This window comes from uncultured Tateyamaria sp. (assembly GCF_947503465.1).
GTDB lineage: Bacteria > Pseudomonadota > Alphaproteobacteria > Rhodobacterales > Rhodobacteraceae > Tateyamaria.
In genome coordinates, this window is record NZ_CANNDN010000002.1 from 305,527 (window position 1) to 331,695 (window position 26,169).

A 26,169-nucleotide genomic window follows, 5' to 3' on the forward strand; every position below is an offset into this window, starting at 1 on the left:
TTACTCCAGCACGCCGGCTTCCTTGGCCGAGGTCGTGTAGGCCTCGGTCACGGCAACAAGCGTTGCTTCCGCGTCACGCTCGCCCGTCAGGAAGGCAGGCAGCTCGTTGCCCAGCGCGGTGTGCAGCAGACCCATCTGCGTGGTCGACGGGTATGCAGGCGGGGCCGGGTTCGCCGTTGCGGTTGCAATCGCACCTTCGGCCAGCGGGCCGGGCTCATACCCGTTCACAAGCCAGATGGCCGCTTCGTTGTTGGCGGTGACCATGTCGCTGTCCAACCCTTCCATCGCCAGACGGAACGCCGCATCGGCTTCCTCGTCCGTGATGTTGGCGGCGATCACGATACCGTCCCACCACAGCGTGGTGGCAGGCGCGCCGCCATCCATCGCCACGGGGGCCGCGGCCATCTTGACCTTGCCCACGACCTGGCTTTCTGCCTCGTCATTCATCGCACCGGCGCGGCTCGCCCACAGGTTCGCCATGGCGATCTTGCCCTGCTGGAACTGCTGCTGCACATAGGTGCTGTCACTGACCAGCACTTCGGGATCGGTGAACTCAAGCGTGGCCTTCATGGTCTCCAGCGCCTTCATCCCGGCGTCGGAATTCACGGCGGTGGTGTTGTCGTCATTGAAGAACGCGCCACCAAAGCCGGGGTACATGTTCACGAATTCCTGGGCCAGGTTCCAGCCGGATTTCATGGTGGCACCAATGGCGTGGTCCACGACACCGGCGGCTTCGATCTTCTCGGCCGCGGCAAACACTTCGGTCCACGTGGTGGGCGTGTCGATGCCCAGATCGCTGAAGATATCCTCGCGGTACATCAGGTGCTGGGTGTTCACCATCATGGCGACGGCCATGATCTTGCCATCCACGCGGATCAGCTGGTTGGGCGACAGGTTCTCACCATATTTCGCGACCAGATCGTCCAGCGGACGGATGGTGCCCGCGTTCAGCAGCGGGGTGATGGTCCCGTTCGACACGCCGCCGATATGGTACAGCGACGGGTTGGCTTCGAATGCCGCAGGTTGCTTGGTGCGGAATTCCTGATCCAGTTCGGCCTGGAAATTGCCGCACTCGGCCATGGCATCCGTCACCGCTTTCCAGGCTTCAAACCCGGCAGACAGCGACTTCAGCGGCACGTCATTTTCATAGGAACACGCGGCAAAGGCCGTGGTCCCCAAAAGCGAGATCGCGCCCGCAAGTGCCAGTTTCTTCAAATACATATGCAAACTCCCTGTTGCGTTTTGCGCCAGTGCATCTTGCAAGTCTGCACCGGCCTGATTTGGGCAATCCGGGTGCCCCCGGACCGCCGGCTTCCCTCAGGCGAGACGTTCGCCTGACTCGGAATCGAAGGCGTGGCAGATGCCCGCCGGGACCGAAAACGACACGCTGTCGCCAATCTCGGCCCGAAACTCCTTGTGCGCCTTGATCGACACCAGTTGCCCGCCCGCGCGCACGGTCAGCATGGTGGCATCGCCCAAAAGCTCGATGGTGTAGATGGGGGCCGTGATCTGGCCGCCCGTGTCGGCCAGGGCGGCGTCTTCGGCGCGAAACCCCAGGGTCGTCGGGCCGTCAGGGGCGGTCAGGCCGCTGATCGACACATTGACACCGGTAAAGGTACCGCCGGCCATCGTGCCCTCCATCAGGTTCATCGCCGGAGAGCCGATGAAGCTGGCCACGAAGGTGTTGGCGGGCCGGTCATAGATTTCGGTCGGCGTGCCGACCTGCTGCACCTTGCCCTGCTTCATCACCACCACGCGGTCGGCCAGCGTCATGGCCTCGATCTGGTCATGGGTCACATAGACGGTGGTGACCTTCAATTCGTGGCTGAGGTTCTTGATCTGCGCCCGCGTCGACACCCGCAGCTTGGCATCCAGGTTCGACAGCGGCTCGTCCATCAGAAACACGTTGGGCTCGCGCACGATAGCGCGGGCCAGGGCCACGCGCTGGCGCTGCCCCCCCGACAGTTCGGCAGGCTTGCGATGCAGGAAATCATCCAGCTCGACCATGGCGCTGGCGCGGCGCACCTTCTCGTCATGGGTGGCCGGGTCAACCTTGCGCACCTTCAGCGGAAAGCGGATGTTCTCGTAGACATTCAGGTGCGGGTACAGACCATAGGACTGGAACACCATCGCCACATCGCGGTCCTTGGGGTCCAGATCGTTGACGCGCTTGCCGTCGATGACAATGTCCCCTTCGGTGGCGTCTTCCAGGCCTGCGATCATCCGCATCGTGGTGGTCTTGCCACAGCCCGACGGGCCCAGCAGCACCAGGAACTCTTCATCCGCGATGGTCAGGTCGAAATTGTCGACCCCCACAAAGGACCCCCAACGCTTGTTGATGTTGCGCAGCTGAATCTCTGCCATGGGACCCCCCGTCCGATAGGTTGATGAATAAGGCTAGACATCCGCCCCGCGACTTGGCAACTCTTTTTTGCACACGTGTGCAAAATCAACCGGGCACAGGTCACATGACATCAGATATCTCCGCAGTGCGACAGGGGTTGCACGCCATTTGGGCCGCCGAGGATGCCGCAGCGCAGCAGGCGTTCAGAACCTGTTTTGCACCTGATTGCGCTTTCTTTTTCTCGCATCCGGTGAACACGCCGCAAGACGCCTGGGCCGATGTCTATGCCCCGGTTCGCGCTGCACTGCGGCACGCGCGGCGCCGCGATGAAATTTTCATCTCCGGTCAAAACCGCCGCGCGGTGGGCGGCACCTGGATCGCGTCCTTCACCCACTATGTCGGCACCTTTTCCGCGCCATTATGGGGCCTCACCCCATCGAATCGCCTCGCCTTCCTGCGCGCGGGTGAATTCTACCGGGTCGATGGCGACACGATCATCGAGGCACGGATCATCCTCGACCTGCCGGACCTGATGCGCCAGGCCGGGCGCGATCCGTTCGGCGGGCGCCTGGGGACCGAGATGCTGTTTCCCGGTCCCGCCACCCATGACGGGATATTGCCCATGGGCAACGGCACGCAAAGCCTTGATTTAATTGAATCCATGCTGGGCGACCTGCATGTCTACGACCCCGAAACCGGCGCCTCCAAAGGGCAGACGGGCCGGGACGGATACTGGGCAGATGACATGCTGTGGTACGGGCCGGGCGGGATCGGATCGAATTACCGCTGGGACGGGTTTGTCAAAGACCACCGCGCACCGTTCCTTGCCGCCTTTCCCGACCGCAAGGGCGGCAACCACTATGCCCGCATCGGCATGGGCAACTACGCCGCCATCTCGGGCTGGCCGTCGATGACAATGACACATCGCGGCCCCTATCTGGGCGTCGCCGCAACAGGCAGGGACCTGACGCTGCGCGTGATGGACTTCTATCGCTGCGCCGACGGTCAGATCGCCGAAAACTGGGTGATGCTTGATTACATGGACCTGTTTCGGCAAATGGGCGTCGACCTCATCGCACGATCAAACGCCCTGCCCCCTTCTTCTGGCTAGAAATATCCCGGGGGTCTGGGGGCTGGCCCCCAGTCCGGCGCTCAGAAAAACGCCTGCAATCCGGTCTGAGCGCGGCCCAGGATCAACGCATGCACGTCATGCGTCCCCTCATAGGTGTTGACCGTCTCCAGGTTGACCATATGGCGCATGACCTGAAACTCACCCGAAATCCCGTTGCCGCCATGCATGTCGCGCGCCGCCCGCGCGATCTCCAGCGCCTTGCCGCAATTGTTGCGTTTCACGATGGAAATCATCTCGGGCGCGGCCTGTGCCGCATCCATCAGCCGCCCGACCTGCAAGGAGGCCTGCAGGCCCAGCGTGATCTCGGTCTGCATGTCCGCCAGCTTCTTCTGGAACAGCTGCGTCTGCGCCAGCGGCTTGCCGAACTGCTTGCGGTCCAGCCCGTATTGACGCGCGGCGTGCCAGCAGAACTCGGCCGCCCCCATCGCCCCCCAGGAAATGCCATAGCGCGCGCGGTTCAGACAGCCGAACGGCCCTTTCAACCCCTGCACATCCGGCAACAGCGCATCCTCGCCCACCTCGACCCCGTCCATCACGATCTCGCCCGTGATGGAGGCGCGCAGCGACAGCTTGTTCTCGATCTTCGGCGCAGACAGCCCCGCCATGCCCTTTTCCAGGACAAAGCCCCGGATCTTGCCACCATGGGCGTCCGACTTGGCCCAGATCACGAACACATCCGCGATAGGCGCGTTCGAAATCCACATCTTCGATCCGTTCAGCACATAGCCGCTGTCCGTCTTGCGCGCGGTTGTCTTCATGCCCGCCGGGTCGCTGCCCGCGTCGGGTTCGGTCAGGCCAAAACACCCGATCCACGCGCCCGAGGCGAGTTTGGGCAGGTATTTCTGCCGCTGCTCTTCCGACCCGTAGGCATAGATCGGATAGATCACGAGGGACGACTGCACCGACATCATCGACCGGTACCCGCTGTCGATGCGCTCGACCTCGCGGGCGACCAGACCGTAGGACACATAAGAGCCGCCCAGACCGCCGTAGTCTTCCGGCAGCGTCACGCCCAAGAGGCCCATCTCTCCCATCTCGCGGAAGATGTCGGGGTCGGTGGCCTCCTCCGCAAAGGCGCTGACAACGCGCGGCGCCAGCTTTTCATGGGCATAGGCCTGCGCCGAGGCCTGGATCATCCGTTCGTCCTCATTCAGCTGGTCCGACAGGCGCAACGGGTCGGACCAGTCAAAGGACCCAAGGTCCGGCGCGTCCTTGGCCTTCAGGATCTTTGTCTCGACGTTCATGCGGTCCTCCACCTGTCTTCCTGCATGCCCAAGCGGCACGGCTTGCTTATGTACTTAATGTCCGACGCCGCCGGTGACCATGCGACATCCAAACAATGCGCCACAACCCGGCCCGGTCCATGCCTCATTTCAGCCGCAATCGGCGCGCATAGACAGCATATACGATTCTGTCTTTCGGGTGGGGCCGAAGCAAAAGGAGTGCTGGCATGAAGCGCGCAATGCAATTTGGGGCCGTTCTGGCGACGCTGACGGCGGCCACTGCTGTCTCGGCGGCTGAACACGAGATTCTGATCCTGCCCGACGCCTATTTCCCCTCCATCCTCTACCTGGATGAAGGCGACACGGTGAGGTTCACCAACCTGACCGGAACCGAACACAACATCATCTCCAAACACGGCAGCTGGGCCCTGGGTCCGATCTCCGATCAGGCATCCGTGACGATGGTCGTGGACGAAACCGTTCAAACGACATTCTACGATGCCGACAACCTGTCGGAAGAGGACGGCTCCTACCTCGTGCAGGGCAACATCAGCTTTGCGGACGCGCCGCTCGACTAACCCGCGATCGGGTCGATCAGGCCGGGCCCCGCGGCCCGGTTGGAATTGACCGCCGTGTCGACACGGTGCCAGCACAGCGCATCATCGGGGGCGGCCCGCATCAGCGTGGCGGCCCCCTTGCCCTGTTCGCCCAGCCACAGGCCGATATCGTCCCGCTCCAGGATCACCGGCATGCGGTGATGGATGGCGGACATCGGCGCATTGGCCCCTGTGGTGACGATGGCGGCGGTCCGCATGGGCGGATCCTCCGCACCTTTCAGCATCCAGTCCTGCCACACGGCGGCAAAGGCCAGCGGCGCGCCATCCGAGCGGGTGATGTACCAGGGCAGCCGCGTATCCCCGTCGCGCGTCCATTCATAAAACCCTGTGGCCAGGATCACGGCCCGCCGTTCCCGGCAGGCCGCGCGAAAGGCCGGCTTTTCGGCAATCGTCTCGGCCCGCGCGTTGATCAGAAGCGGCCCGTCATTCGGCGTCTTGTACCAGTGCGGGATGAACCCCCAGCGCATGGGCGCAAGGCGGCGCTGCCCGTCCTGACTGCGCACGACATGAACGGCATCAGTGGGACAGACGTTGTAGTTGGGTACATCCGGCAGGTCATTCGCGGGCACGGCCGCGAACAATTGCGCCATCGCGTCCTGGGGCAGGGTCACGGCAAAACGTCCACACATGCCCGCATGGTTAACGCAGCAAAAGACAAATCGTAAGGCGGATCTTGATCCGGCAAGGATCGTTCGCGCGCACCTTGCGCGCCCGCCCGACCCCAAGAAAAAAAGGCGAGGCCACGGCCCCGCCTTTTCGACAGCATAGCGCGCAGACGGTCTGCGCCGCCGTTTACTTCGCCGTGATACGACCGTCGGTATAGGGCGTGAACGGCCCCTGTTCGGCCAGGTACTCGGCCGTCACGTCCGCCAGGTCGGGACCGAAGTCATAGGCATTGGCCGCATCCACGAACATGGCATAGCCGTCGCCGCCATTGCGGACATAGTTGTTGCTGACCACGCCATAGATCTTGTCCATCTCGATGGGCGCACCGCCCACCATGACGTCGCTGACCCGCGCACCGGCCGGCTTGGCCTTGTCAAAGGCATAGCTCATGCCGGCCACCTGCGGGAACCGGCCCGCGCCATCCTCGATCTGGCCCACGCCGTTCTCAAGCGCCGCCACGATGGCCGCCCCCGACACCTGGAAGGTCGACAGCGTGTTCTGGAACGGCAGCACGGTCAGCACCTCGCCCATGGTGATTTCACCCGCATCGATGGAGGCACGGATGCCCCCGCCGTTCTGGATCGCGATCTCGATGCCCTGATCCTTCACCCGGTCCAGCATCGCGTCGGCAATGAGCGAGCCCATGGGGCATTCCTGCGCCCGGCAGGTGTCGCGCCCGCCTTCGATGGCTTCGGCGGCTTCGGCCACCACGCGCGTCTTCATCTCCTCGATGGGCGCACCCATTTCGGCGATGCGCTCAAGAAACGCGGCGTTCGGTTCAACCGACGCATCCAGCAGCATCGGATCGCCCGACGCCGCCGTCACGTTGCCGTCATCGTCAAAGGTCACGGTCAGGTGGCCCAGATACTTGGTATAGGCATAGGCCTGCGCCACCGGCGTGTCGCCCACCATGGTCGGGTAGGCCGGTGTCTCATCATCGCCATTGGTCATCAGCGTGTGACTGTGCCCGCCGATCACCACGTCGATGCCGGGCACCGCCTCGGCAATGGCAAGATCCTTGTTCAGACCAACGTGGTTCAGCGCGATGATGATGTCGACGCCTTCGGCCTCAAGCGTTGCGACATCCGCCGCCAGCGCGTCGATCTCGTCCTGGAACACGACGTCGGGGCCGGGACTGGACGTTTCAACCGTGTCCGTCGCCAGGGCAGAGATCACGCCGATCTTCTTGCCGCCCACCTCCAGAACCACGTGGTTCTCGACCTTGTCCTTCAACTCTGCCGACGACGACAGGTCCAGGTTGCCCGAGATCACGGGGAAACTGACCGCGTCGATGAACTCTGCCAGCTTGGGCGGGCCATCGTCGAATTCGTGGTTGCCCACGGCCATGGCATCATAGCCCATCTGATCCATGAACTCGGCCTCGGCCGCGCCCTTGTAGGTGGTGTAGAACAACGACCCCTGGAACGGGTCGCCCGCGTCCAGCACCACGACGTTCTGATTGCCCAGGGACGCCTTCTTGGCATCGATGGCCGTCTTCACACGCGCCACACCGCCAAAGCATTTGCCCTCGGCCTCGCCTTCGGCGTCGCAGGTCGAATCAAAGCGGTTGATCGATTCAATGCGGCTGTGCATGTCGTTGGTGTGCAGGATGTGCAGCGTGTATTCGGCCGATGCCATGCCCGCGCTCAGCGCGAGGGCGGCAGTGCCCATCAGGAATCGTGTCATTCCGGGTCTCCCTTGTTGATTATGGCGGTATCGTGACTACAATCCGCCGTCCGAGTCAAAGCGGTTCGTTGCGGAATGTGCGCGACAAATCCGTGACAGCGCGCACTTGACCAGCGCTTGGGCAATGGGCATCACGGCCGCATGCTGATCTACAAGATTTTCCGGGCGCCCGAATGGGCCGCCTTGCGCGAAAACGGCACCACGCCGGGCGCGCCGATCGATGTGGCCGATGGCTACATCCACTTCTCCACCGCCGCGCAGGCGGCCGAAACCGCGGCCAGGCATTTTGCCGGTCAGGACGACCTGTTCCTGATCGCGGTGGATGCGGACAGGCTTGGCGCTGATCTGAAATGGGAGGTCTCGCGCGGCGGGGCAGAATTTCCCCATCTCTATCGCGAGATGCGGCTGGCAGATGTGCACTGGGCACAGCCGCTTCCGCTGGAAGGTGGAATACACCGGTTCCCGCCGGGCGCAGGGTTTGACACATGACACATATCGACCCCACAGCCGACCAGTTTGCCGCCTTCAAGGACCTGCCCCGCGACGTGCCGATCGAGATGCTGAACCTGGTGCGGTTCAATGATCTGGCCAACTACCCCGGCGATCACGACCTTGCCCGCGACGGCCTGACGGGCGCGCAGGCCTACGGGCTCTATGGCAAGGAAACCGGCCCCATCCTGCAAAAGGTCGGCGGCAGCATCGTCTGGCGCGGCGGCTTTGAAACCGTCCTGATCGGCCCCGGTGACGAGGCATGGCACGCCGTTTTCATCGCCCGCTATCCCACCGCGGGCGCGTTTCTGGCCATGGTCACGGACCCCGACTATAGGCGGGCCGTGGTGCACCGGCAGGCGGCGGTCAAAACCTCGCGGCTCATCCGCTGCACACCGGCAGATCAGGGCGCATCGTTCGGATGAAACGGGCGCTGGAACGGATCGGTACGCGGGCCCTGCGCAAGCTGGACCCGGAAGTGGCCCACGGGCTCGCGCTCAGGGCGCTGCACACGCCGCTCGCCCCCCTGCCCGGCCCGGTCACCAGCCCGCGCTTGCGCATGACACTGGCGGGCATGGACCTGCCCAACCCGCTGGGCCTGGCGGCCGGGTTCGACAAGAACGCAACCGCGATCGCCCCGCTCGGCCGCGCCGGTTTCGGCTGGATCGAGGTGGGGGCCGCCACCCCCCTGCCCCAGCCCGGCAACCCGAAACCGCGCCTCTTCCGGCTGACCGAGGACGCCGCCGCGATCAATCGCTTCGGCTTCAACAATGACGGGATGGACGCGATTGCCGCCCGCCTTGCCAAGCGCCCCGGGGGCGTGCCCGTGGGCCTGAACCTGGGCGCCAACAAGGACAGCGCCAACCGGGCCGAGGACTTCGCGCGCGTCCTGCACCACTGCGCCCCGCATATCGACTTCGCCACCGTGAACGTCTCCAGCCCCAACACCGAAAAGCTGCGGGATCTGCAAGGGCCCATGGCGCTGGCCGCCCTGCTGGACGGCGTCATGCAGGTGCGGGGCAACGTCCCCGTCTTTCTCAAGATCGCGCCGGACCTGACCGATCAGGACCTCGCGGACATCGCCAAGGTCGCCGAGGACGCCCGCGTGGCCGCGATCATCGCCACCAACACAACGCTCGACCGGGACGGGCTGCGCAGCCCGCACGCCCATGAAAAGGGCGGCCTGTCGGGCGCGCCGCTCTTTGAAAAATCCACCCGCGTGCTCGCCAAGCTGCACAGCCTCACCAAGGTTCCTCTCATCGGCGTCGGTGGCATCGCGACGGCCCGCGACGCCTATGCCAAGATCCGGGCGGGCGCGTCAGCGGTGCAGCTTTACACCGGGCTTGTCTACGGCGGCCTCAGCCTCGCCGCCCGCATCGCAGAAGGGCTTGACGTGCACGTGCAACAGGATGGATTCCAGTCCGTCACCGAAGCCGTCGGCACGGAAGCAAGCGACTGGCTCTGACCTTCTTCTGGCCAAAAATATCCCGGGGTCTGGGGCAGAGCCCCAGCCGGACCTTTCAAGGGTCCTGGCCGGCGCTCCGTTCGAGTGCCGGATAGCGCAACCCCAGCGTCACGCCCCGCGCCAGAAAGGACACCAGCAGCGCCGCCCACAGCCCGTGATTGCCCATCAGCGGCAGCAGGATCAGCACCGCCAGCCAATACAGCGCAAAGGATATCGCCATCATGTTGCGCATGTCCCGCCCCCGGCCCGCACCGATAAAGATGCCGTCGAACATCCACGCGGCACAGCCCACCAGCGGCGCGGCCACCATCCACGGCAGGTAGGCGCGCGCCACCATCTGCACCTCTGCATCCTTTGCCATCACATCGATCAGCCACGGCCCCACCAGCAGAAACGCAAAGGCGGTCGACGCACAGATCACCATGCCCCACATGGATGTCATCACCGCGGACCGGCGCACACGGGCGGGATCCTTGCGGCCATAGGCCCGCGCGATCAGTGTTTCGGCGGCGAACGCAAAACCGTCCATGGCATAGGCCGTGATGTACATGAACTGGATCAGCACCTCGTTCGCGGCCAGCGTCACATCGCCAAAGCGCGCGCCGAGGAACACGAAGCTGGAAAAGATGATCATCAGCATGGCCGACCGCAACAGGATGTCGGTGTTCAGAAGCGCCATGCGGATCAGTTGCGCGCGCCGCAGCACGCGCGGCCAGTCGCGCCATGCAGGCCGTGCAAAGGCCGCGCGACAGAACCACAGGCCAAGGCCCGCACCGATCGCTTCGGCGATCACGGTCGCGATGGCGACACCCGGCACACCCCAGCCAAATCCAAGCACGAAGACGAAGTTCAGGATGATGTTCACCCCGTTCATCACCAATTGCACCCAGAACACGCCGCCCGTACGCTCCATCGCGACCAGCCAGCCGGTCAGCGCATAGACGGCAATAGCGGCGGGCGCGGTCCAGATACGGATGAACAGGTAATCGCGCGTCAGGCTTTCCACCTCGGCACTGGCCGGCGACAGCTGGAACGCCAGCCAGAACAGCGGAAATTGCAAGACGATCAGACCAACGCCACCGACGGCGGCCACCAGCAGCGCGCGGGTCAACCAGGCACTGACCTCGTTGTCATCCCCCGCCCCCGCCGCCTGCCCGACCAGGCTGACGGTTCCCATGCGCAAAAAGCCAAAGATCCAGTACAGGGTTGTCAGAATGATCGCGCCCATGGCGACGGCGCCGATGGGGGCCGCCTCGCCCATCTGCCCCACGACGCCCACATCGACCGCGCCCAGAATGGGCACCGTGGCGTTGGACAGCACGATGGGCAGCGCGATCTTCAGCACCCGCTTGTGGGTGAGTGGCGCAGGCGGGGCCTTGGGGTCTGCGACCTCCACGCTACCGACGCTGCGGCATCACGAAATGCCCCGTTCCCTGCGCAAACAGGCGGTCGCGATTGTCTTGCCAGCCCTTGACATGCACGGACGCATAGCGCCGCCCCGACCGGTTGATGCGCGCCCGCGCATAGGCGTCCCGCGGCAGGCCCGACCGCAGGTAATCCACGGAAAAGTCGACCGTCTTGGGCACCCGTGGCACCCGCGTTTCCGACCCGGGGTCGAAATCCAGCGCGCCCTTTTCAATGTCGTCCCACAGCGTTGCCCAGGTCAGGGTCATCACGGCCGTCACCTCAAGAAAGGCCGCCGTCACGCCACCATGCAGCGCCGGCAGCAGCGGATTGCCGATCAGCTTCTCGTCGAAGGGCAGCACGCCGGTCAATTCGTCCCCGCGCCGGTCAAAGGTCATGCCCAGGTACTGGATATAGGGAATGCCATCGACCAGCGCGCGCAGCGCCGCATCGCGCCGTTGCTTGACGATCTGAACAGGCTCCGGCTTTTTCATGTCCCGCCCTCCACGGTAAAGGCACCTGTCGCCGTGGCCACCGGATTGTCGCCGTCATCGTCGCAGGCGGTGGCACGCACAAACGCCACCGAACGGGTCACATGGTAGCACGTGGCACGCGTGGTGATCGCCTGGCCGGGGGTGGCCGCCCGCATGTAGTCGATGCGCAGGTCCAGCGTCGCGGTGCCCGCCAGGTTCTTGGGGTGGCTCATCACGGCAGCCCCGCAGCAGGTGTCCATCAGCGCAGACACGGCCCCGCCGCTGATCACCCCTGTCTCGGGGTCCCCGATCAGGCGCGGATCATAGGGCATCGTGATCTCGGCAACCCCGTCCCCCATCTCGCTCAGGACCATGCCAAGGTCGCGGGAATGTGGAATAGCTTCGATGAATTGTCTGGCAAGCTTCAGTTTGTCGGGGTCTGACATGGGGCCTCGTCGCGCGGTCTGAGGTCCAACTTATGGGTCCTGTTGTCCGCGCGGGCAAGGACCTGTTGCGCGGCACGCGCCCGCACCGTAGGCTGGGAGGCCAGGGATGGAGACACTGAAAGCCATGGCAGACGACCGCTTGAGCTTCAAGGAGATGTGCGCGGAGTTCGACGTGACGCCTCGCACCTTGCGGTACTACGAGTATATCGAACTCTTGCAGCCGGACCGCGAGGGTCGGTCGCGCTTTTATGGTGCGCGCGAATGTGCCCGGATGAAGCTGATCCTGCGCGGCCGCAAATTCGGCTTTCAGCTGGAAGACATCCGGCAATGGCTGATGATCTATGAAAACGAAGGCACCGAGGCACAGATGCGGGCCTGGGTCGAACTGGCCGACGGACAGCTCAAGGAACTGGACGAGCAGCGCAGGCAACTTGACGAGGCACGCGACGAATTGCAGGACCTGCGCGACAGCGTGGCCCGGGGCCTGGGCGACTGACCCCGCAGAGACGCAAGACGCCCCGATCCCGGCAGGGGATCAGGGCGCGGCAGGCTTTTGTCAGACTTCTCAGCCTGGCGTGAACGGCAAGGATGAATGGTGCAGCACGATTTTCAACTCACCATCTTCCATTTCCTGGATGCCAAAGGTGTATTCGACCTTCACCTCTGACCCGTCCGTGGTGGTGAAAAAGTAGTTGCCCATGGCAAAGGCGATGTCGCCGCTGATGCTGGTGCCTTCGTTCTCCCACCGGACGTTGGTGTATGGAGCAATCGCAAATCCGCCATCTTCCTCGATGCTGCCGCCCACGAAATAGGACAACGCCTCGTCAAAGGTGCCGCGGAACTGGTCCTGGCTCGCCAGCGTCGGTTTGAACAGGACGATGTCCTTGCCATAGGCATAGAAGTCCAGGATGTGCTGGCGCGCGGCTTGCCTGTAATCGCCGCCTGCCGTGTGCACCTCGCCGATCTTGACGATGCCCTCGCCCCAGGCCGTCTTGAAGTCCGACACGCGGTCCGGCGTCAGCGTCGGCTCTTGCGCGGCCGCGGCCATGCCGGCGGTCAGGGCAAGGGTTGCGGCAGTTGCTGTCAGGGTGGTCTTGATCACGGTTGTTCTCCTCTCGGGGTTGGCGCAGGTCTCGCTGCTCTGAACCGGAGATGGGCGGGGGCGATTGATATTACCAATTGAAAGAAACGCGCGAACCCATAGTTAAAAGGCATGGATATATCCGCCCCGGCCCGCCCGTCCCTGCGCCAGCTGCAATATTTCGTTGCCGTTGCAGACGACCGCGCGTTCGGCAAAGCCGCCCAGCGCCTTGCGGTCAGCCAACCCAGCCTGTCCAAACAACTTGCGACGATGGAGGCCGAACTGGGCGCGCCCCTGTTTGAGCGCACCTCGCGCAAGGTGCGGCTGACGTCGCTGGGGGAACGGCTGTTGCCGCGCGCACGTGTCATCCTGCAGGAGGTGCGCGAATTTCGTGCGGTGGCCCGTGGGGCCATCGGGCCGTTCGGGGACAGGTTGGCGCTTGGGGTGCTGCCGTCGATCGGGGCCTATTTCATGCCGCATGCCAACCGGCAGTTGCACCAGCTGTATCCCAAGCTGCGCCTCGTGGTGCAGGAGGGGCCGACGCAGCAATTGCTGACGCTGCTCAAGGACGGGCACCTGGACGCGGTCATCGGCACGCCGACCAACGAGCCCGACATTTCCAGCCATCCGCTGTTCACGGAAACGCTGTGGGCCTGCGCCGCGGCTGACGATCCGCTTTCGGCCCAGAGCACACCCATCGCGCTGGCGGACCTGTCGGATCGGCCGCTCCTGTCGCTCAGCTCCGAATTCCGCCTCGCGCGGATCGTGGACCGGCTGGCCGAACGGGCGGGCACCTATGTCAGCCGCGACTACCGGGGCAGCAGCCTGGACGCGGTGCGCCAAATGGCGGTGATGGGCGCAGGCGTCGCGGTGCTGCCGTCGCTATATGCCCTGGCCGAAGCGGTGCGTGACCCGGATTTCGTGGTGCGCCGGATCGACGATGCCGAGGCCCGGCATGACATCGCGCTGCTCTGGCGGCGCGGCTCACCGCTTGGGCCGAACTGCCTGCAACTGGCAGAACACCTGATCGCGACAAAGCGGGAAATCCGCGCCACACGTGCCGACCGGTTTGACGAGCGGATGATGCACGACCGGGCGCAGCAATAAGGCCCGCGTGGCCCGGGACGCGCCGACACGCACAGGCGCGCCGGACGTTGGCCTGTTGCCAGGTCGCGCGGCGTCCTCTAGTGACCGTCGGATCACCAACGACGGGTCCGTGCCTCATGCCTAACCTCATCCAGAAGTTCACACAGGCCAAAAGCAAATCCTCCTTCATTGTCCGCTACCTTGCGCACAAGCTGGATGTGGATCTGACTTATGACGTCAACGCACCCGAAGATGATCCACACAGCTTTCAGCGTCACCTGCTGCAAGGGCCGCATGTGCTGGCCTCGGATGTCATCGCGTTGCGTGACAACGCGGGCAAGCATTGGGTGACGCATGTGTCCGACATGATCATCGGTCAGGCGATGCGGCTGACGGGCGATTATGACGGGGATGCGGTATCGGGGGTGATGGGCCTGTTTGACACATTGGGCCTGCCGCGGCCGTCCGGCACCTTTTACGACATCGGCGCGAATATCGGCACCCACACGGTGCAGGCCCACACGATGGGCTTTGCACGGTCGGTGTCGGTGGAACCGGACCCAATGAACTTTGACTTGCTGGCGGCCAACCTGGCCCTGCAAGGCATCCACAGCAATGCCGAAACCATCCACGGCGCGTTGTCCGACAAGGTCGGCGTGATGAAACTGGAACGGTCGAACGACAATTACGGCGACCACCGCGTCGTGTCCGAGGACACACCGCAGGTCGACCGCATGGACAGCGATGCGGGCCGCACGGAAATCGAGGTCGAGGTGCGCACATTCGACGATGTGATCGCGCAATCGGCGGCCCCGCTGGACGCCACCGCCCTTGTCTGGATGGACGTGCAGGGCCACGAAGGCCACGTGTTCAAGGGCGCGCAACGCATCCTGGACAGCGGCTGCCCGGTGGTGACCGAATTCTGGCCCTACGGGCTGGCCCGTGCCAACGGGCTGGACCTGTTCATGGATGCCGTGAACCAGTTCAGCCGCATCATCAGCATCCGCGATTCCGCCGACGGCGTCGCGGTTGAAATGACGGCAGAGGACCTGGTGACGCTGTATCACGACCGGCTCGGCGCCGAAGATCGCGGCGGGCACATTCACGCCGACATCCTGTTGATCAAATAGGCGGCGCGGGCCGGGACGGGCGCGCCCGACCGGATCAGATCACCGACAGGGTGGCGCATTTGGCCAGGTGATTGACCCGCAGGCTGGTTGACCCCTGCACCAACGATCCAATGCTGCCCAGGCCCCGGCGCCCCGTCACGATCAGGTCCGCCCCAACCGCCTTGGCGCAGGCAATGATGTGATCGGCCGGATCCCCCTGCTCCGTATGGGCCCCTGCAACGCTCTGGCCGCATTCGGCGGCGACAACCGTGGCGTCTGCAATGATCCTGGCCGCCGCCTCCATCACCTCGTCCTGAGACGGCATCGTGGTGACGGCGTGGTATCCGGCAACCGCGCCCATGGCAAAGGCGACCGTCTGGGGCTGTGGCGTGTGGACCAGATGGATGTCGCTGTCGTATTTTGTGGCCAGATCGCAGGCGATGCGTACCGCGTTGTCGGATGTGGTCGATCCGTCGATACCCACAACGATTTTCTTGAACATGTCAGGTCCTCCGTTTGACTGCACACGGACCCTAGCAGGGGGGGAAATGCGGAACCTTGATGTGTATCAACGGCGCGGAACGTGCCGGGAACGGGGGGCTACAACGGGTTGACGCACCTCACGATCACGTCAACTCTGCAAATGACGCAACGTACAACTTACGTCAACGTCAGCTGACCGTTGCATCGAATCCGTCTCTCCCCCATGTCGTGTCCGTAACAGGATATGCGAGTGATCCCATGAGTGAGAAAACCATGACCATCCGCGAGATGTGCGACGCCTTTGACGTCACGCCGCGGACATTGCGCTTCTACGAAGCCAAGGAATTGCTGTTCCCGATCCGGGAAGGCCAGAAGCGCCTGTTTACCAAACGCGACCGCGCCCGGCTCAAGCTGATCCTGCGCGGCAAGCGCTTTGGATTCAGCCTGGAAGAGATCCGCCAGCTGCTCGATCTCTATGACATGGGCGACCAGCAACAGACGCAACTTGCGCGGACATATGAAATAGCCCGCGACCGACTTGATGATATGGAACGTCAGCGCGACGAGCTGACAGAAGCCATCGACGACCTCAAGGACCAGTTGAAATGGGGCGAGAAGATGATCGCCTCGATGAACACGACGAAAAAGGCCGCTGAGTAAGCGCCGCTGCACCAGGGAGAAGAGACTATGCCCAGCTACACGCCCCCCACCAAAGACATGCAATTCATCCTGCACGACGTCTTGAACGTCACCGGGCAGGACATCCCCGGCTATGACGAGCTTGAGGCCGACTTTACCTCCGCCATCCTGGGTGAAGCAGGCAAGCTGACTTCCGAGGTTCTCGCGCCGCTGAACGTCGTGGGCGACACCGAAGGGTGCCGCCTGGAAAATGGCGTCGTCTACACCCCCACCGGGTTCAAGGACGCGTTCGAGCAGGTCAAGGAAGGCGGCTGGACCGGCCTCGACATGCCCGAGGAATTCGGCGGCCAGAACATGCCCTACGTCATGGGCACCGCGGTGGGCGAGATGTTCTCCTCCGCCAACATGGCCTTCACCATGTACCAGGGCCTGACCCACGGCGCGGCCTCGGCCATCCTGGCGCATGGGTCACAAGCGCAAAAAGAAACCTACCTGCCCAAGATGGTGTCCTGCGAATGGACCGGCACCATGAACCTGACCGAACCGCATTGCGGCACCGATCTGGGCCTGATGCGCACCAAGGCGGCACCGCAGGACGACGGCAGCTACAGGATCACGGGCCAGAAGATCTTCATCTCCGCCGGTGAACACGACATGGCCGAGAATATCATCCACCTCGTTCTGGCCAAGATCGAGGGCGGCCCCGAAGGGATCAAGGGCGTCTCGCTCTTCATTGTTCCAAAAATATGCGTGAACGACGATGGCTCGCTGGGCGCACGGAACGGGGTCAGCGTGGGCAGCATCGAAGAGAAGATGGGCATTCACGGCAACTCCACCTGCGTCATGAACTACGATGACGCCGTGGGCTATCTGGTGGGTGAAGAGCACAAGGGCATGCGCGCCATGTTCACCATGATGAACGAGGCCCGCATCGGTGTCGGCATGCAGGGCCTGTCCCAGGCCGAAGTTGCGTACCAGAACGCCCTCGAATACGCCAAGGACCGCTTGCAGGGCCGCGACGTGACGGGTGAGAAGAACCCCGATGGCCCCGCCGATCCCCTGATCGTGCACCCCGACATTCGCCGCTCGCTGATGGATCAGAAGTCCTTTGCCGAAGGGGCCCGCGCCTTCATCCTGTGGAGCGCGACCATGATCGACGCAGCCCACCGGGCCGGTGACAAGGATGCGGACGGCATCGTGTCGCTGCTGACCCCGATCATCAAGGGCTTCCTGACGGATGTCGGCTACGACAACACGATCAAGGCCCAGCAGGTCTATGGCGGGCACGGCTACATCGAGGAGTGGGGCATGTCACAATACACCCGCGACGCCCGCATCGCGATGATCTACGAAGGGGCCAACGGCGTGCAGGCGCTGGACCTCGTGGGCCGCAAGCTGGCGCAGGACGGCGGCAAGCACGTGATGGCGTTCTTTGACCTGGTCAAATCCTTCATCAAGGACAATGCCGGTCAGGACGAGGCGTTCGACAAGGACTTCCTCGACCCGCTCAAGGCGGCGTCCAAGGACCTGCAGGCCGCAGGCATGTATTTCATGCAGAATGGCATGACGAACCCGAACAACGCGCTGAGCGGCAGCTACGACTTCATGCACATGTTCGGCCATGTCTGCCTGGGTCTGATGTGGGCCAAGATGGGCAAGGCGTCGCGCGACGCGCTTGCGGCAGGTACATCCGACCCCGACTTCTTTGAGACCAAGCTGGCAACGGGGCGCTATTACATGGCCCGCCAACTGCCCGCCACTGCGCTGCATCTTGCCCGCATCCAGACCGGGGCGGACACGGTGATGGCCCTGGAAGCGGCAAACTTCTAAGGTGGCGGTGCGCGGGACACCGCGCACCCTAAACCCGGAGGACACATGCCCAAACGCTTTCGCCTGACCCGCCGCTTTCCCGTCGCCATGACCGAGGACGGCTATCGCCGCCTCAAACGGTTCGCGTCAGAGGCCGGGCTGGACGAGGGCGAGGCGCTGTCCTTCCTGTTCGAGAATTTCGACAGCGTGATGAACGAGGAAAACCTGACAGCCCGCCTGCGGCTGTTCAATTCCGAGTTGGAGGCGCGCAAACGCTAATCCTGTCTCCTGGGGAGGAGAGATATGAAAGACATCGCCACCGGGTCGTCCACGTGGATGACAGAAGAACACCAGATGATCGCCGACATGACGGCGCAATTCATCACAAACGAATGGGCCCCCCATTTCGACCGCTGGCGCACACAGGGCGAGATGGACCGCGAAACCTGGGCGCAGGCGGGCGAGTTGGGTCTGCTCTGCCCCTCGATCCCCGAGGAATACGGCGGCGCAGGCGGCGATTTCGGACACGAAGCCGCGATCCTCGTCGAAGCCGCACGGGCAAACCTTGCAAGCTGGGGCCACGGCATCCACTCGGGCATCGTCGCCCATTACGTTCTGGCCTACGGCACCGAAGATCAAAAACAGCGCTGGCTGCCCAAATTGGTCACAGGCGCGTTGGTGGGCGCCCTGGCGATGACCGAACCCTCCACCGGCTCGGACGTGCAAGCGATCAAGACCCGCGCCATCAAGGACGGCAACGCCTACAAGCTGACCGGTTCCAAGACCTTCATCACCAATGGACAGCACGCCAACCTGATCATCGTCGCGGCCAAGACCGATCCCACCCTCGGCTCCAAAGGCGTGTCGCTGGTTGTTGTCGAAACCGACGGGGCCGAAGGGTTCGCCCGCGGCCGCAACCTCGACAAGATCGGCATGCACGCGTCCGACACGTCGGAACTGTTCTTCGACAATGTCGAAATCGCCCCCGAAAACATCCTTGGCGGTACCGAAGGCCAGGGCTTTTACCAGCTCATGCAGCAACTGCCGCAGGAACGCATGGTCATCGCCTGCGCCGCCGTGGGGGCCATGGAAGGCGCGGTCGAGCGCACGCTTGCCTATTGCAAGGAGCGTGAAGCCTTCGGCGGCACCCTCCTGCAATTTCAGAACACCCGCTTCAAACTGGCCGAAGCCAAGACCAAGACGATGGTCAGCCGGTCCTTCTTTGACGACTGCATGGCCGAACATATCCGCGGCGAACTGACCGTGGACAAGGCCGCCATGTGCAAATACTGGACCACGGACACGCAGGCCTGGGTGCTGGACGAATGCCTGCAACTGCATGGCGGCTACGGCTTCACCAACGACTACGACATCGGCGGCATGTGGACCGACGCGCGGGTGCAACGCATCTACGGCGGCACCAACGAGATCATGAAAGAGCTGATTGCGAGGGCATTTTGATGGGTCAGGCCGTGCGGCGTGTGGCGGATCGGCCCTCCGGGGGGAGTTTTCCTGGCAAGATGAAAGAGCAGCTCCGCCCTGCTTCCGACGGGCGGCATCCACCGAGGCCGAGGAAGCAGAGCGTCACCTTGCACATGGCTCAGCTCTCCAGCCTGCCATGCCAATATAGTCTTGGCGCGTTAACCTTAATGCTTGGTGAACAAAGCTCTCTTCATCTTGCAGAATAAACTCCACGGGGGGTCCGGGGGGTGTGAAACCCACCGGTCCCGCCCTCTCAAACCAAACGACCGGAAAGGCCCGCACTCATGACCCTCAAACTGCACTGCTTCGGCGAAAGCGGGAACTCCTACAAGGCGGCGCTAGCGCTGCAGTTCTCCGGCCTCGATTGGGAGCCGGTCTTCGTGGATTTCTTCGGTGGCGCCGCCCGTACTGACGCATACCGCGCGCTCAACCCGATGGGTGAAGCGCCGCTGCTCATCGACGGCGACCGCAAGATCAGCCAGTCCGGCGTCATCCAGCAGTACATCTCGGACAAGACCAGCAAGTTCGGCGGCGACGGGGACGACAGGTACGAAGTTCTCCGCTGGGTGCTCTGGGACAATCACAAGCTCAGCTCGATGTGCGGGGTCACCCGCTTCCTGATGAACTTCCTGCCGGACGAAAAGCAGCCCAAGGAGGTCATCGCCTTAAACCAGGGCCGCCTCAAGGCCGCTTACACCGTCCTCGACACGCATCTTGGCGGCCGCGACTGGATCGTGGGCGACGGCATCACCAATGCGGACCTGTCGTGCTGCGGCTACCTCTACTACCCCGAACCCTTCGGCTTTGACCGCGCCGACTGGCCCAATATCGACCGCTGGCTCGACAATCTCGCAAACACCCCCGGTTGGAAATCCCCCTACGACCTCATGCCCGGCTCTCCCGCCGACCGGGCGTAAGTTTACCTGAACCGCCGCAACGTCACCCTTGATTAGACCATCCGGTCTACCCCACCTAACGTCCAAAGAACACGCCACTGGCAGAAGGACCAACATGATGACCGAAGCCTTTATCTATGACGCCATCCGCACCCCGCGCGGCAAGGGCCGCAAGGACGGGGCCCTGCACGAGGTGACCTCGCTGCGCCTGTCGGCCCTGACCCTGAACGCGCTCAAGGAACGCAACAATATCGACGGCCACGTGGTCGAGGATGTGATCTGGGGCAATGTCACCCAAGTGATGGAACAGGGCGGCAACCTGGCGCGCACCGCCGTTCTGGCCTCGGACCTGGACGAGGCGATCCCGGGCATCGCCATCAACCGCTTCTGTGCCAGCGGATTAGAAGCCGTGAACATCGCCGCCAACCAGGTGCGCGGCGGGGCCGGTGACGGCTATATCGCCGGCGGGGTCGAGATGATGGGCCGCGTCGCCATGGGTTCGGACGGGGCCGCCATCGCGGCGGACCCGTCGATTGCCATGGAAAGCTATTTCGCCCCGCAAGGCATCGGCGCGGACCTGATCGCGACGGAATACGGATTTAGCCGCGACGACGTCGACCAATACTCGGTCGAAAGCCAGCGTCGCGCGAAAGAGGCCTGGGACGACAAGCGCTTTGCCAAGTCCATCATCCCCGTCATGGACCAGAACGGCCTGCCGATCCTGGATCACGACGAATACATGCGCCCGCAGACGGACATGCAGTCGCTGGGCAGCCTCAACGCCGCGTTCGAGGCGATGGGCAAGGTCATGCCCGGCTTCGACAAGGTTGCGCTGATGAAGTACCCGCACCTTGAGCGGATCAACCACGTGCACCATGCGGGCAACTCGTCCGGCATCGTGGACGGGGCCGCCGCCCTGCTGATCGGCAACAAGGAACTGGGCGAAAAGCTGGGGATCAAGCCGCGCGCGCGGATCCACTCCACCGCCAAGATCGGCACCGATCCCACCATCAACCTCACCGGCCCCGTGCCTGTCACCGAACGCATTCTGGCCCAGACCGGCATGAAGATCAGCGATATCGACCTGTTCGAGGTCAACGAAGCCTTCGCCGCCGTTGTCCTGCGCTTCCTGCAGGCCTTTGACGTCGACCACGGCAAGGTCAACGTGAACGGCGGTGCCATCGCCATGGGCCACCCGCTGGGGGCCACCGGCGCCATGATCCTCGGCACGCTCCTGGACGAGATGGAGCGGACCGACAAGGAAACCGGTCTTGCCACGCTCTGCGTCGCCTCTGGCATGGGTGCCGCCACAATCATCGAACGCGTGTAAGGAGAGAACACAATGGCTGACTTTACACTGACCAAAGACGCCGACGGCATCGCCACCATCACATGGGACGTGCCCGGCAAGACCATGAATGTCATGTCCCTCGAAGGGTTGGCGCAGCTTAACGACCACATCGACGACGTGCTGGCCGATGATGCGGTCAAGGGTGTCGTCATCACCTCGGGCAAGGACACGTTCGCGGGTGGCATGGACCTGAACCTGCTGGCCAAGATGAAGGAAGACGCGGGCGACAACCCCGCCAAAGGCCTGTTCGAAGGCACGATGAAAATGCACGGCCTCCTGCGCAAGATCGAACGCGCTGGTATGGACCCCAAGACCTTGAAGGGCGGCAAGCCGATTGCCGCCGCCCTGCCCGGCACCGCCGCCGGCATCGGTCTGGAACTGCCCCTGGCCACCCACCGCACCTTCATCGCCGACAATCCCAAGGCCAAGGTCGGCCTGCCCGAAATCCTTGTCGGCATCTTCCCCGGCGCAGGGGGCACAACGCGTCTGGCGCGCAAGCTGGGCGCGATGGACGCCTCGCCCTTCCTGCTCGAAGGCAAGATGGTGTCGCCCGACAAGGCCAAGGGCAAGCTGGTGGATGAGGTCGTCGCCGACCCTGTTGCCGCAGCCCGCGACTGGGTGCTGAACGCCACCGATGCGGACCTTGTGAAACCCTGGGACCAGAAGGGCTACAAGATGCCCGGCGGTGCGCCCTACCACCCCGCAGGTTTCATGACCTTCGTGGGGGCGGCTGCCATGGTGAACGGCAAGACCCAAGGCGTCTATCCCGCCGCCAAGGCGCTGCTGAGTGCCGTCTATGAAGGCGCGCTTGTGCCCTTCGACACGGCGCTGAAGATCGAAGCGCGCTGGTTCACCAATGTGCTGATGAACCCCTCGTCGGGTGCGATGATCCGCTCGCTGTTCCTCAACAAGGAAGCGCTGGAAAAGGGTGCCGTGCGGCCCCAAGGCATCGAAGACCAGCGGGTCAAGAAGCTTGGCGTGCTGGGTGCGGGCCTGATGGGGGCAGGCATCGCGCTTGTTTCGGCTCAGGCGGGCATCGACGTGGTGCTGATCGACCGCGACCAGGAAGCGGCGGACCGGGGCAAGAATTACTCCGAAAAATATGTCGAAGGTGGCATCAAACGCGGCAAGACCACGCAGGAAAAGGGCGAAGCGCTGCTGTCCCGCATCACTGCCACGCCTGATTTGGACGCGCTGAAAGGCTGCGACCTGATCATCGAAGCCGTGTTCGAAGACCCCAAGGTCAAGGCCGAGATCACTGGGAAGGTCGAGGCGATCATCCCCGACGATTGCATCTTTGCCTCCAACACCTCGACGCTGCCGATCTCCGAACTGGCGAAGGCCAGCAAGAACCAGGACCAGTTCATCGGCATCCACTTCTTCTCGCCCGTCGAAAAGATGCTGCTGGTCGAGATCATCAAGGGCGCGAACACCGGCGACCGGGCCGTGGCCAAGGCGCTCGACTACGTGCGCCAGATCCGCAAGACGCCCATCGTGGTCAACGACGCGCGCTTCTTCTACGCCAACCGCTGCATCATCCCCTACATCAACGAAGGGACGCGGATGGTCACCGAAGGGGTCGAACCCGCGCTGATCGAAAACGCCGCCAAGATGGTCGGCATGCCGCTGGGTCCGCTGCAATTGACGGACGAAACCGCCATTGATCTGGGCGCGAAAATCGCCCGTGCGACCAAGGCCGCCATGGGCGACGCCTATCCCGACAGCCCTTCGGACGACCTGATCTTCTGGCTTGAGGAAGAAGGGCGCCTGGGCCGCAAAGCGAACGCGGGCTTCTACGACTACGACGACAAGGGCAAACGTCAGGGTATCTGGCGGGGCGTGCACGACCGCTACCCGCTGATGGACGACCAACCGGAATTGGGCGAAGTCCAGCACCGTCTGCTCTTCTCTCAGGTCCTCGAGGCCGTCCGCGCGCTGGAAGAAGGTGTGCTGATGGACATCCGCGAAGGCGACGTGGGCGCGATCCTGGGCTGGGGCTTTGCGCCGTGGTCCGGTGGCCCGCTCAGCTGGCTCGACATCATCGGCGCACCCTACGCCGCCGAACGGTGTGACCAGTTGGAAGCCAAGTTCGGCGAACGGTTCAAGTGCCCCGCGCTCCTGCGGGACATGGCCGAAAAGAACCAGACATTCTATGGCCGCTTTGGCCCGAAAGACGCCGAAGCCGCCTGAAGCCGCTTCCAAGACCAGAACACAGGAAAAGCCCCGCAGCGTCGGGGCTTTTTTTCTGTTTCCGGGATCTTACTGGCAGGAAAAGGGCGTGTTGCTCTTGTTGCGGAGGGCGGCGTTGCTCAACGCGACCACCGGCACATCCACACCCGACCATTTCCTGTACAGATCCGCAATTTTCTGCGCGTCGCTTTTCAGGCCCGGCCTTGAGGTACGCTGGCACCCCGACAGATAGTAAATGCCCTGCACATACTTGCCCTGCGCCAGTTGCGCGGTCGAATAGCTGTCCCAATTGTGCAGCACAAACTCGTTCACCGGCCATGTGGTCTGGCTCAGGTCCACCTTCTTGCGCACGGCAACCCAGGTGTTGAACTGATCCGCAGCCAGCGAACAGATCAGCGACCCTGCAACGGACCCGGACGCGGCAAGGATGGTGTTGTAGTCGCCCAGATACGTCTGGGCAGTCTCCGGATCGGTGCACGCTGCCTGCCCGACGGGCCGGTTCGGCCAGACATGTGTCGTGGCGCCACACCCCTTGCTGTCCCGGTTTCCGGTGTCGCCGTCCAGCGGATACATGCAGCCCAGGTTCGGGCCGTCATTCATGAACGCGTTGGAAAAGATCAGGCCGTACCGTTTGTCCTTGTCATCCGAACACACCACCTCGTCATCGACGCCGGGCATGGCCCCGTGGATCAGCGTGTCGGCGCGCACATAGGTCCAGGAGGACGCGTCGCTCAGCACCGGCGGCGTCGCGCCCGGTGTCAGGTTGGACCCGCACCACGGCAGATAATCGCCCTGCCCCAGATAGGTGCCGCAGCTTTGGGTGGCATCAACCGGCAGGGCATTCAACTGGCCCAGATCCAGATAGCCGGGCGTCCCCGGCGGTACACCCGACTGCGTGCCGGGCCCATGGATCGTGTGCACGATTATGCCTGAATCCTCTGGCACCCCCGCCCCCGGCTGTTGCGATTTCACGGTGACAAACCGCGTGTTCAATTCCCCGGCAAGGGCCGTACAGCTTGCGGATTGCGCCGCACCGGGCGCACCGGCAAAGGCAAGCACACAACTCAGAATGGGAAACACGCAAAGCAAGGCAATCTGCCGCATCGGAAATAGTCCTGTGAAACAGGGAAAAATCAATGCGTTCAGACTGAAAGATATGCGGCGGAAAAGCAACCATCGCGTGCATCGGTTCGGGGGCAAACGGCGCGTCACCCCGCGCCGCGGCATGCGGGACATCCTTGCCCCCGCACCCGACCACCGCCCCGATGTTGGGGGCGGGGCAGCCGGCCGAACCGCAGCGGGCCGGGTACGGAGCGGGTGAGGCGCGCGCCTCCAGGTCGCGCGCCAAACCGGTGTCAGGCCCCCGCGCCGTAGCGTTGCGCCTCGACCTTCATGCAATCCACCAGAAAGGCGGCGTCGCGGGGCGGGATCACGTCATATCCGGCACGCGGCGCGCCCAATTCGTCCAGGCCCAGGATCGGGCGCAGACAATGCAGCAGCGCGCCCCCTTCTGCATAAATCACCTGCTCGGTCGCGAAGACCAGCGTGATGATCTCGATCTGCATGCGCGGGCTGATGCGGCGGATGCCACAAAAGCCGTCCAGCGATTTGGCGGGAAGCACGGCAAAGGGATCACCATAGGCATCACAGGCCGCATCGCTTTCCACCAGCACGCCCTGATCGGGCAGAAGTTCCAGATCGGACGCGTTGCCCAGCGCCCCCGCGGGGACAAAGACGGAATGATAGGCCGCAGGCACCGGCGCGTCGGCGGTCCAGAAGATGTCGCGGCGCACTTCGACCAGCGGCTGCAGGCCCGCGTCAAAGGTCAGGACCATGTCACCGGCGGCCAGCGCCTCGACCGCGCGCCAGCCCATGGCCGTGGCCACCCGTGTGCCCGCCAGATGCCCCCGCGTGGTCATCACGCCGCCGTCCCAGGCCGCCGACAATTCGGGCATCCGCTGCGGCGCTTGCGTCCTTGTCCATCCAAACATCTCATCCATCCCCATGGTGCGGCGCTGGCAGCGCGCCGGTTTGCGTTTGATACGGTCAGTTGGGATGATTCGCGGGGCCAAGACGGGTCGCAATCTGGGCGGGAATT

At 63.7% G+C, this 26,169-nt stretch carries 27 protein-coding genes; 15 read left to right on the forward strand and 12 right to left on the reverse strand.

The annotated features are described in order from the left end of the window. Nucleotides 1-1,221, reverse strand: a complete 1,221-nt coding sequence (locus tag Q0844_RS14105) for an extracellular solute-binding protein (RefSeq protein WP_299045963.1) — start codon at nt 1,219-1,221, stop codon at nt 1-3. Nucleotides 1,222-1,317: 96 nt separating this feature from the next. Next, nucleotides 1,318-2,364: an ABC transporter ATP-binding protein gene (locus Q0844_RS14110; RefSeq protein ID WP_299045965.1), complete on the reverse strand. Its 1,047-nt coding sequence runs from the start codon at nt 2,362-2,364 to the stop codon at nt 1,318-1,320. 104 nt (nt 2,365-2,468) lie between these two features. Here Q0844_RS14110 and Q0844_RS14115 point away from each other — a divergent pair, with 104 nt between their 5' ends. Further along, nucleotides 2,469-3,455, forward strand: coding sequence for an ester cyclase (locus tag Q0844_RS14115; protein WP_299045966.1), 987 nt, complete (start codon nt 2,469-2,471; stop codon nt 3,453-3,455). Between the two features lie 41 nt (nt 3,456-3,496). Here Q0844_RS14115 and Q0844_RS14120 read toward each other — a convergent pair whose 3' ends face one another. After that, on the reverse strand, nt 3,497-4,720 hold the full coding sequence (locus Q0844_RS14120) for an acyl-CoA dehydrogenase (RefSeq protein WP_299045968.1): 1,224 nt from the start codon (nt 4,718-4,720) through the stop codon (nt 3,497-3,499). A 206-nt stretch (nt 4,721-4,926) separates the two neighbouring features. Here Q0844_RS14120 and Q0844_RS14125 point away from each other — a divergent pair, with 206 nt between their 5' ends. Continuing rightward, on the forward strand, nt 4,927-5,277 hold the full coding sequence (locus Q0844_RS14125) for a hypothetical protein (RefSeq protein ID WP_299045971.1): 351 nt from the start codon (nt 4,927-4,929) through the stop codon (nt 5,275-5,277). Here the strand turns inward: Q0844_RS14125 and Q0844_RS14130 are convergent. Both Q0844_RS14130 and Q0844_RS14135 read right to left on the reverse strand, forming a co-directional pair. Further along, nucleotides 5,274-5,945 carry an SOS response-associated peptidase gene (locus Q0844_RS14130; RefSeq protein ID WP_299045974.1) on the reverse strand — a complete coding sequence of 224 codons (672 nt, stop codon included), beginning with the start codon at nt 5,943-5,945 and terminating at the stop codon, nt 5,274-5,276. The two genes, Q0844_RS14125 and Q0844_RS14130, sit on opposite strands and share 4 nt — an antisense overlap. Before the next feature lie 163 nt (nt 5,946-6,108). Next, nucleotides 6,109-7,668, reverse strand: coding sequence for a 5'-nucleotidase C-terminal domain-containing protein (locus Q0844_RS14135; protein ID WP_299045977.1), 1,560 nt, complete (start codon nt 7,666-7,668; stop codon nt 6,109-6,111). Between the two features lie 141 nt (nt 7,669-7,809). On the opposite strand from Q0844_RS14135, the gene Q0844_RS14140 reads away from it, so the two are divergent. From Q0844_RS14140 to Q0844_RS14150, 3 genes are read left to right on the forward strand one after another with little or no spacing between them, the layout of a single operon-like run. Then, nucleotides 7,810-8,157: a DUF952 domain-containing protein gene (locus tag Q0844_RS14140; protein ID WP_299045979.1), complete on the forward strand. Its 348-nt coding sequence runs from the start codon at nt 7,810-7,812 to the stop codon at nt 8,155-8,157. Further along, the gene (locus Q0844_RS14145) at nt 8,154-8,582 is read left to right on the forward strand and encodes a DUF1330 domain-containing protein (protein WP_299045983.1); all 429 of its coding nucleotides are present in this window, start codon (nt 8,154-8,156) and stop codon (nt 8,580-8,582) included. Before Q0844_RS14140 ends, Q0844_RS14145 begins: the two co-directional genes overlap by 4 nt. Further along, the gene (locus Q0844_RS14150; RefSeq protein WP_299045986.1) at nt 8,579-9,622 is read left to right on the forward strand and encodes a quinone-dependent dihydroorotate dehydrogenase; all 1,044 of its coding nucleotides are present in this window, start codon (nt 8,579-8,581) and stop codon (nt 9,620-9,622) included. Before Q0844_RS14145 ends, Q0844_RS14150 begins: the two co-directional genes overlap by 4 nt. A 55-nt stretch (nt 9,623-9,677) precedes the next feature. On the opposite strand, the gene Q0844_RS14155 is transcribed toward Q0844_RS14150, so the two are convergent. Genes Q0844_RS14155 through Q0844_RS14165 form a run of 3 tightly spaced genes read right to left on the reverse strand, consistent with a single transcriptional unit; the run spans nt 9,678 to nt 11,945 of the window. Then, complete coding sequence (locus Q0844_RS14155; RefSeq protein WP_299045988.1) at nt 9,678-11,018, reverse strand: MATE family efflux transporter; 1,341 nt, start codon at nt 11,016-11,018, stop codon at nt 9,678-9,680. Between the two features lies 1 nt (nt 11,019). Beyond that, nucleotides 11,020-11,520, reverse strand: coding sequence for a PaaI family thioesterase (locus Q0844_RS14160; protein ID WP_299045990.1), 501 nt, complete (start codon nt 11,518-11,520; stop codon nt 11,020-11,022). Next, on the reverse strand, nt 11,517-11,945 hold the full coding sequence (locus tag Q0844_RS14165; protein WP_299045993.1) for a PaaI family thioesterase: 429 nt from the start codon (nt 11,943-11,945) through the stop codon (nt 11,517-11,519). Before Q0844_RS14165 ends, Q0844_RS14160 begins: the two co-directional genes overlap by 4 nt. A 124-nt stretch (nt 11,946-12,069) precedes the next feature. On the opposite strand from Q0844_RS14165, the gene Q0844_RS14170 reads away from it, so the two are divergent. Then, on the forward strand, nt 12,070-12,441 hold the full coding sequence (locus tag Q0844_RS14170; RefSeq protein WP_299046786.1) for a MerR family DNA-binding transcriptional regulator: 372 nt from the start codon (nt 12,070-12,072) through the stop codon (nt 12,439-12,441). A gap of 69 nt (nt 12,442-12,510) precedes the next feature. Here Q0844_RS14170 and Q0844_RS14175 read toward each other — a convergent pair whose 3' ends face one another. Continuing rightward, a complete protein-coding gene (locus Q0844_RS14175) occupies nt 12,511-13,047 on the reverse strand; it encodes a phosphoribosyl-AMP cyclohydrolase (RefSeq protein ID WP_299045996.1) in 537 nt (178 codons plus the stop codon). A gap of 111 nt (nt 13,048-13,158) precedes the next feature. On the opposite strand from Q0844_RS14175, the gene Q0844_RS14180 reads away from it, so the two are divergent. Both Q0844_RS14180 and Q0844_RS14185 read left to right on the forward strand, forming a co-directional pair. Beyond that, nucleotides 13,159-14,133 carry a hydrogen peroxide-inducible genes activator gene (locus tag Q0844_RS14180; protein ID WP_299045999.1) on the forward strand — a complete coding sequence of 325 codons (975 nt, stop codon included), beginning with the start codon at nt 13,159-13,161 and terminating at the stop codon, nt 14,131-14,133. A gap of 116 nt (nt 14,134-14,249) precedes the next feature. Then, entirely contained in the window at nt 14,250-15,242 is a 993-nt protein-coding gene (locus Q0844_RS14185) for an FkbM family methyltransferase (RefSeq protein ID WP_299046002.1), read from the forward strand. Nucleotides 15,243-15,276: 34 nt separating this feature from the next. Here the strand turns inward: Q0844_RS14185 and Q0844_RS14190 are convergent, their stop codons facing one another. Next, entirely contained in the window at nt 15,277-15,723 is a 447-nt protein-coding gene (locus Q0844_RS14190; RefSeq protein ID WP_299046005.1) for a universal stress protein, read from the reverse strand. 239 nt (nt 15,724-15,962) lie between these two features. On the opposite strand from Q0844_RS14190, the gene Q0844_RS14195 reads away from it, so the two are divergent. From Q0844_RS14195 to Q0844_RS14225, 7 genes are all read left to right on the forward strand, one after another. Beyond that, nucleotides 15,963-16,364, forward strand: a complete 402-nt coding sequence (locus Q0844_RS14195) for a MerR family DNA-binding transcriptional regulator (RefSeq protein WP_299046008.1) — start codon at nt 15,963-15,965, stop codon at nt 16,362-16,364. 27 nt (nt 16,365-16,391) lie between these two features. Then, a complete protein-coding gene (locus tag Q0844_RS14200; protein WP_299046011.1) occupies nt 16,392-18,173 on the forward strand; it encodes an acyl-CoA dehydrogenase C-terminal domain-containing protein in 1,782 nt (593 codons plus the stop codon). Between the two features lie 45 nt (nt 18,174-18,218). Continuing rightward, nucleotides 18,219-18,431, forward strand: a complete 213-nt coding sequence (locus Q0844_RS14205) for a hypothetical protein (RefSeq protein WP_299046012.1) — start codon at nt 18,219-18,221, stop codon at nt 18,429-18,431. 24 nt (nt 18,432-18,455) lie between these two features. Beyond that, nucleotides 18,456-19,613 (forward strand): acyl-CoA dehydrogenase family protein, encoded by a 1,158-nt coding sequence (locus Q0844_RS14210; RefSeq protein WP_299046015.1) that lies wholly within the window; start codon nt 18,456-18,458, stop codon nt 19,611-19,613. Nucleotides 19,614-19,918: 305 nt separating this feature from the next. Beyond that, nucleotides 19,919-20,551: a glutathione S-transferase family protein gene (locus Q0844_RS14215; protein WP_299046017.1), complete on the forward strand. Its 633-nt coding sequence runs from the start codon at nt 19,919-19,921 to the stop codon at nt 20,549-20,551. Between the two features lie 97 nt (nt 20,552-20,648). Then, a complete protein-coding gene (locus Q0844_RS14220; protein WP_299046019.1) occupies nt 20,649-21,860 on the forward strand; it encodes an acetyl-CoA C-acetyltransferase in 1,212 nt (403 codons plus the stop codon). A 12-nt stretch (nt 21,861-21,872) separates the two neighbouring features. Then, the gene (locus Q0844_RS14225) at nt 21,873-24,071 is read left to right on the forward strand and encodes a 3-hydroxyacyl-CoA dehydrogenase NAD-binding domain-containing protein (protein ID WP_299046022.1); all 2,199 of its coding nucleotides are present in this window, start codon (nt 21,873-21,875) and stop codon (nt 24,069-24,071) included. Between the two features lie 69 nt (nt 24,072-24,140). Here Q0844_RS14225 and Q0844_RS14230 read toward each other — a convergent pair whose 3' ends face one another. Both Q0844_RS14230 and Q0844_RS14235 read right to left on the reverse strand, forming a co-directional pair. Further along, nucleotides 24,141-25,175: a hypothetical protein gene (locus Q0844_RS14230; protein WP_299046025.1), complete on the reverse strand. Its 1,035-nt coding sequence runs from the start codon at nt 25,173-25,175 to the stop codon at nt 24,141-24,143. Between the two features lie 251 nt (nt 25,176-25,426). Beyond that, the gene (locus tag Q0844_RS14235) at nt 25,427-26,062 is read right to left on the reverse strand and encodes a Hint domain-containing protein (RefSeq protein WP_299046028.1); all 636 of its coding nucleotides are present in this window, start codon (nt 26,060-26,062) and stop codon (nt 25,427-25,429) included. Nucleotides 26,063-26,169: the final 107 nt, after the last annotated feature.

Coding starts and splice junctions, on each gene's coding strand:
- Q0844_RS14140 (WP_299045979.1), top strand. CDS start 7,810: ATGCTGATCTACAAGATTTTCCGGGCGCCCGAATGGGCCGCCTTGCGC.
- Q0844_RS14220 (WP_299046019.1), top strand. CDS start 20,649: ATGACCGAAGCCTTTATCTATGACGCCATCCGCACCCCGCGCGGCAAG.
- Q0844_RS14165 (WP_299045993.1), bottom strand. CDS start 11,945: ATGTCAGACCCCGACAAACTGAAGCTTGCCAGACAATTCATCGAAGCT.
- Q0844_RS14205 (WP_299046012.1), top strand. CDS start 18,219: ATGCCCAAACGCTTTCGCCTGACCCGCCGCTTTCCCGTCGCCATGACC.
- Q0844_RS14195 (WP_299046008.1), top strand. CDS start 15,963: ATGAGTGAGAAAACCATGACCATCCGCGAGATGTGCGACGCCTTTGAC.
- Q0844_RS14185 (WP_299046002.1), top strand. CDS start 14,250: ATGCCTAACCTCATCCAGAAGTTCACACAGGCCAAAAGCAAATCCTCC.
- Q0844_RS14125 (WP_299045971.1), top strand. CDS start 4,927: ATGAAGCGCGCAATGCAATTTGGGGCCGTTCTGGCGACGCTGACGGCG.
- Q0844_RS14190 (WP_299046005.1), bottom strand. CDS start 15,723: ATGTTCAAGAAAATCGTTGTGGGTATCGACGGATCGACCACATCCGAC.
- Q0844_RS14230 (WP_299046025.1), bottom strand. CDS start 25,175: ATGCGGCAGATTGCCTTGCTTTGCGTGTTTCCCATTCTGAGTTGTGTG.
- Q0844_RS14210 (WP_299046015.1), top strand. CDS start 18,456: ATGAAAGACATCGCCACCGGGTCGTCCACGTGGATGACAGAAGAACAC.
- Q0844_RS14135 (WP_299045977.1), bottom strand. CDS start 7,668: ATGACACGATTCCTGATGGGCACTGCCGCCCTCGCGCTGAGCGCGGGC.
- Q0844_RS14215 (WP_299046017.1), top strand. CDS start 19,919: ATGACCCTCAAACTGCACTGCTTCGGCGAAAGCGGGAACTCCTACAAG.
- Q0844_RS14130 (WP_299045974.1), bottom strand. CDS start 5,945: ATGTGTGGACGTTTTGCCGTGACCCTGCCCCAGGACGCGATGGCGCAA.
- Q0844_RS14160 (WP_299045990.1), bottom strand. CDS start 11,520: ATGAAAAAGCCGGAGCCTGTTCAGATCGTCAAGCAACGGCGCGATGCG.
- Q0844_RS14150 (WP_299045986.1), top strand. CDS start 8,579: ATGAAACGGGCGCTGGAACGGATCGGTACGCGGGCCCTGCGCAAGCTG.
- Q0844_RS14225 (WP_299046022.1), top strand. CDS start 21,873: ATGGCTGACTTTACACTGACCAAAGACGCCGACGGCATCGCCACCATC.
- Q0844_RS14120 (WP_299045968.1), bottom strand. CDS start 4,720: ATGAACGTCGAGACAAAGATCCTGAAGGCCAAGGACGCGCCGGACCTT.
- Q0844_RS14105 (WP_299045963.1), bottom strand. CDS start 1,221: ATGTATTTGAAGAAACTGGCACTTGCGGGCGCGATCTCGCTTTTGGGG.
- Q0844_RS14170 (WP_299046786.1), top strand. CDS start 12,070: ATGGCAGACGACCGCTTGAGCTTCAAGGAGATGTGCGCGGAGTTCGAC.
- Q0844_RS14145 (WP_299045983.1), top strand. CDS start 8,154: ATGACACATATCGACCCCACAGCCGACCAGTTTGCCGCCTTCAAGGAC.
- Q0844_RS14110 (WP_299045965.1), bottom strand. CDS start 2,364: ATGGCAGAGATTCAGCTGCGCAACATCAACAAGCGTTGGGGGTCCTTT.
- Q0844_RS14115 (WP_299045966.1), top strand. CDS start 2,469: ATGACATCAGATATCTCCGCAGTGCGACAGGGGTTGCACGCCATTTGG.
- Q0844_RS14235 (WP_299046028.1), bottom strand. CDS start 26,062: ATGTTTGGATGGACAAGGACGCAAGCGCCGCAGCGGATGCCCGAATTG.
- Q0844_RS14180 (WP_299045999.1), top strand. CDS start 13,159: ATGGATATATCCGCCCCGGCCCGCCCGTCCCTGCGCCAGCTGCAATAT.
- Q0844_RS14200 (WP_299046011.1), top strand. CDS start 16,392: ATGCCCAGCTACACGCCCCCCACCAAAGACATGCAATTCATCCTGCAC.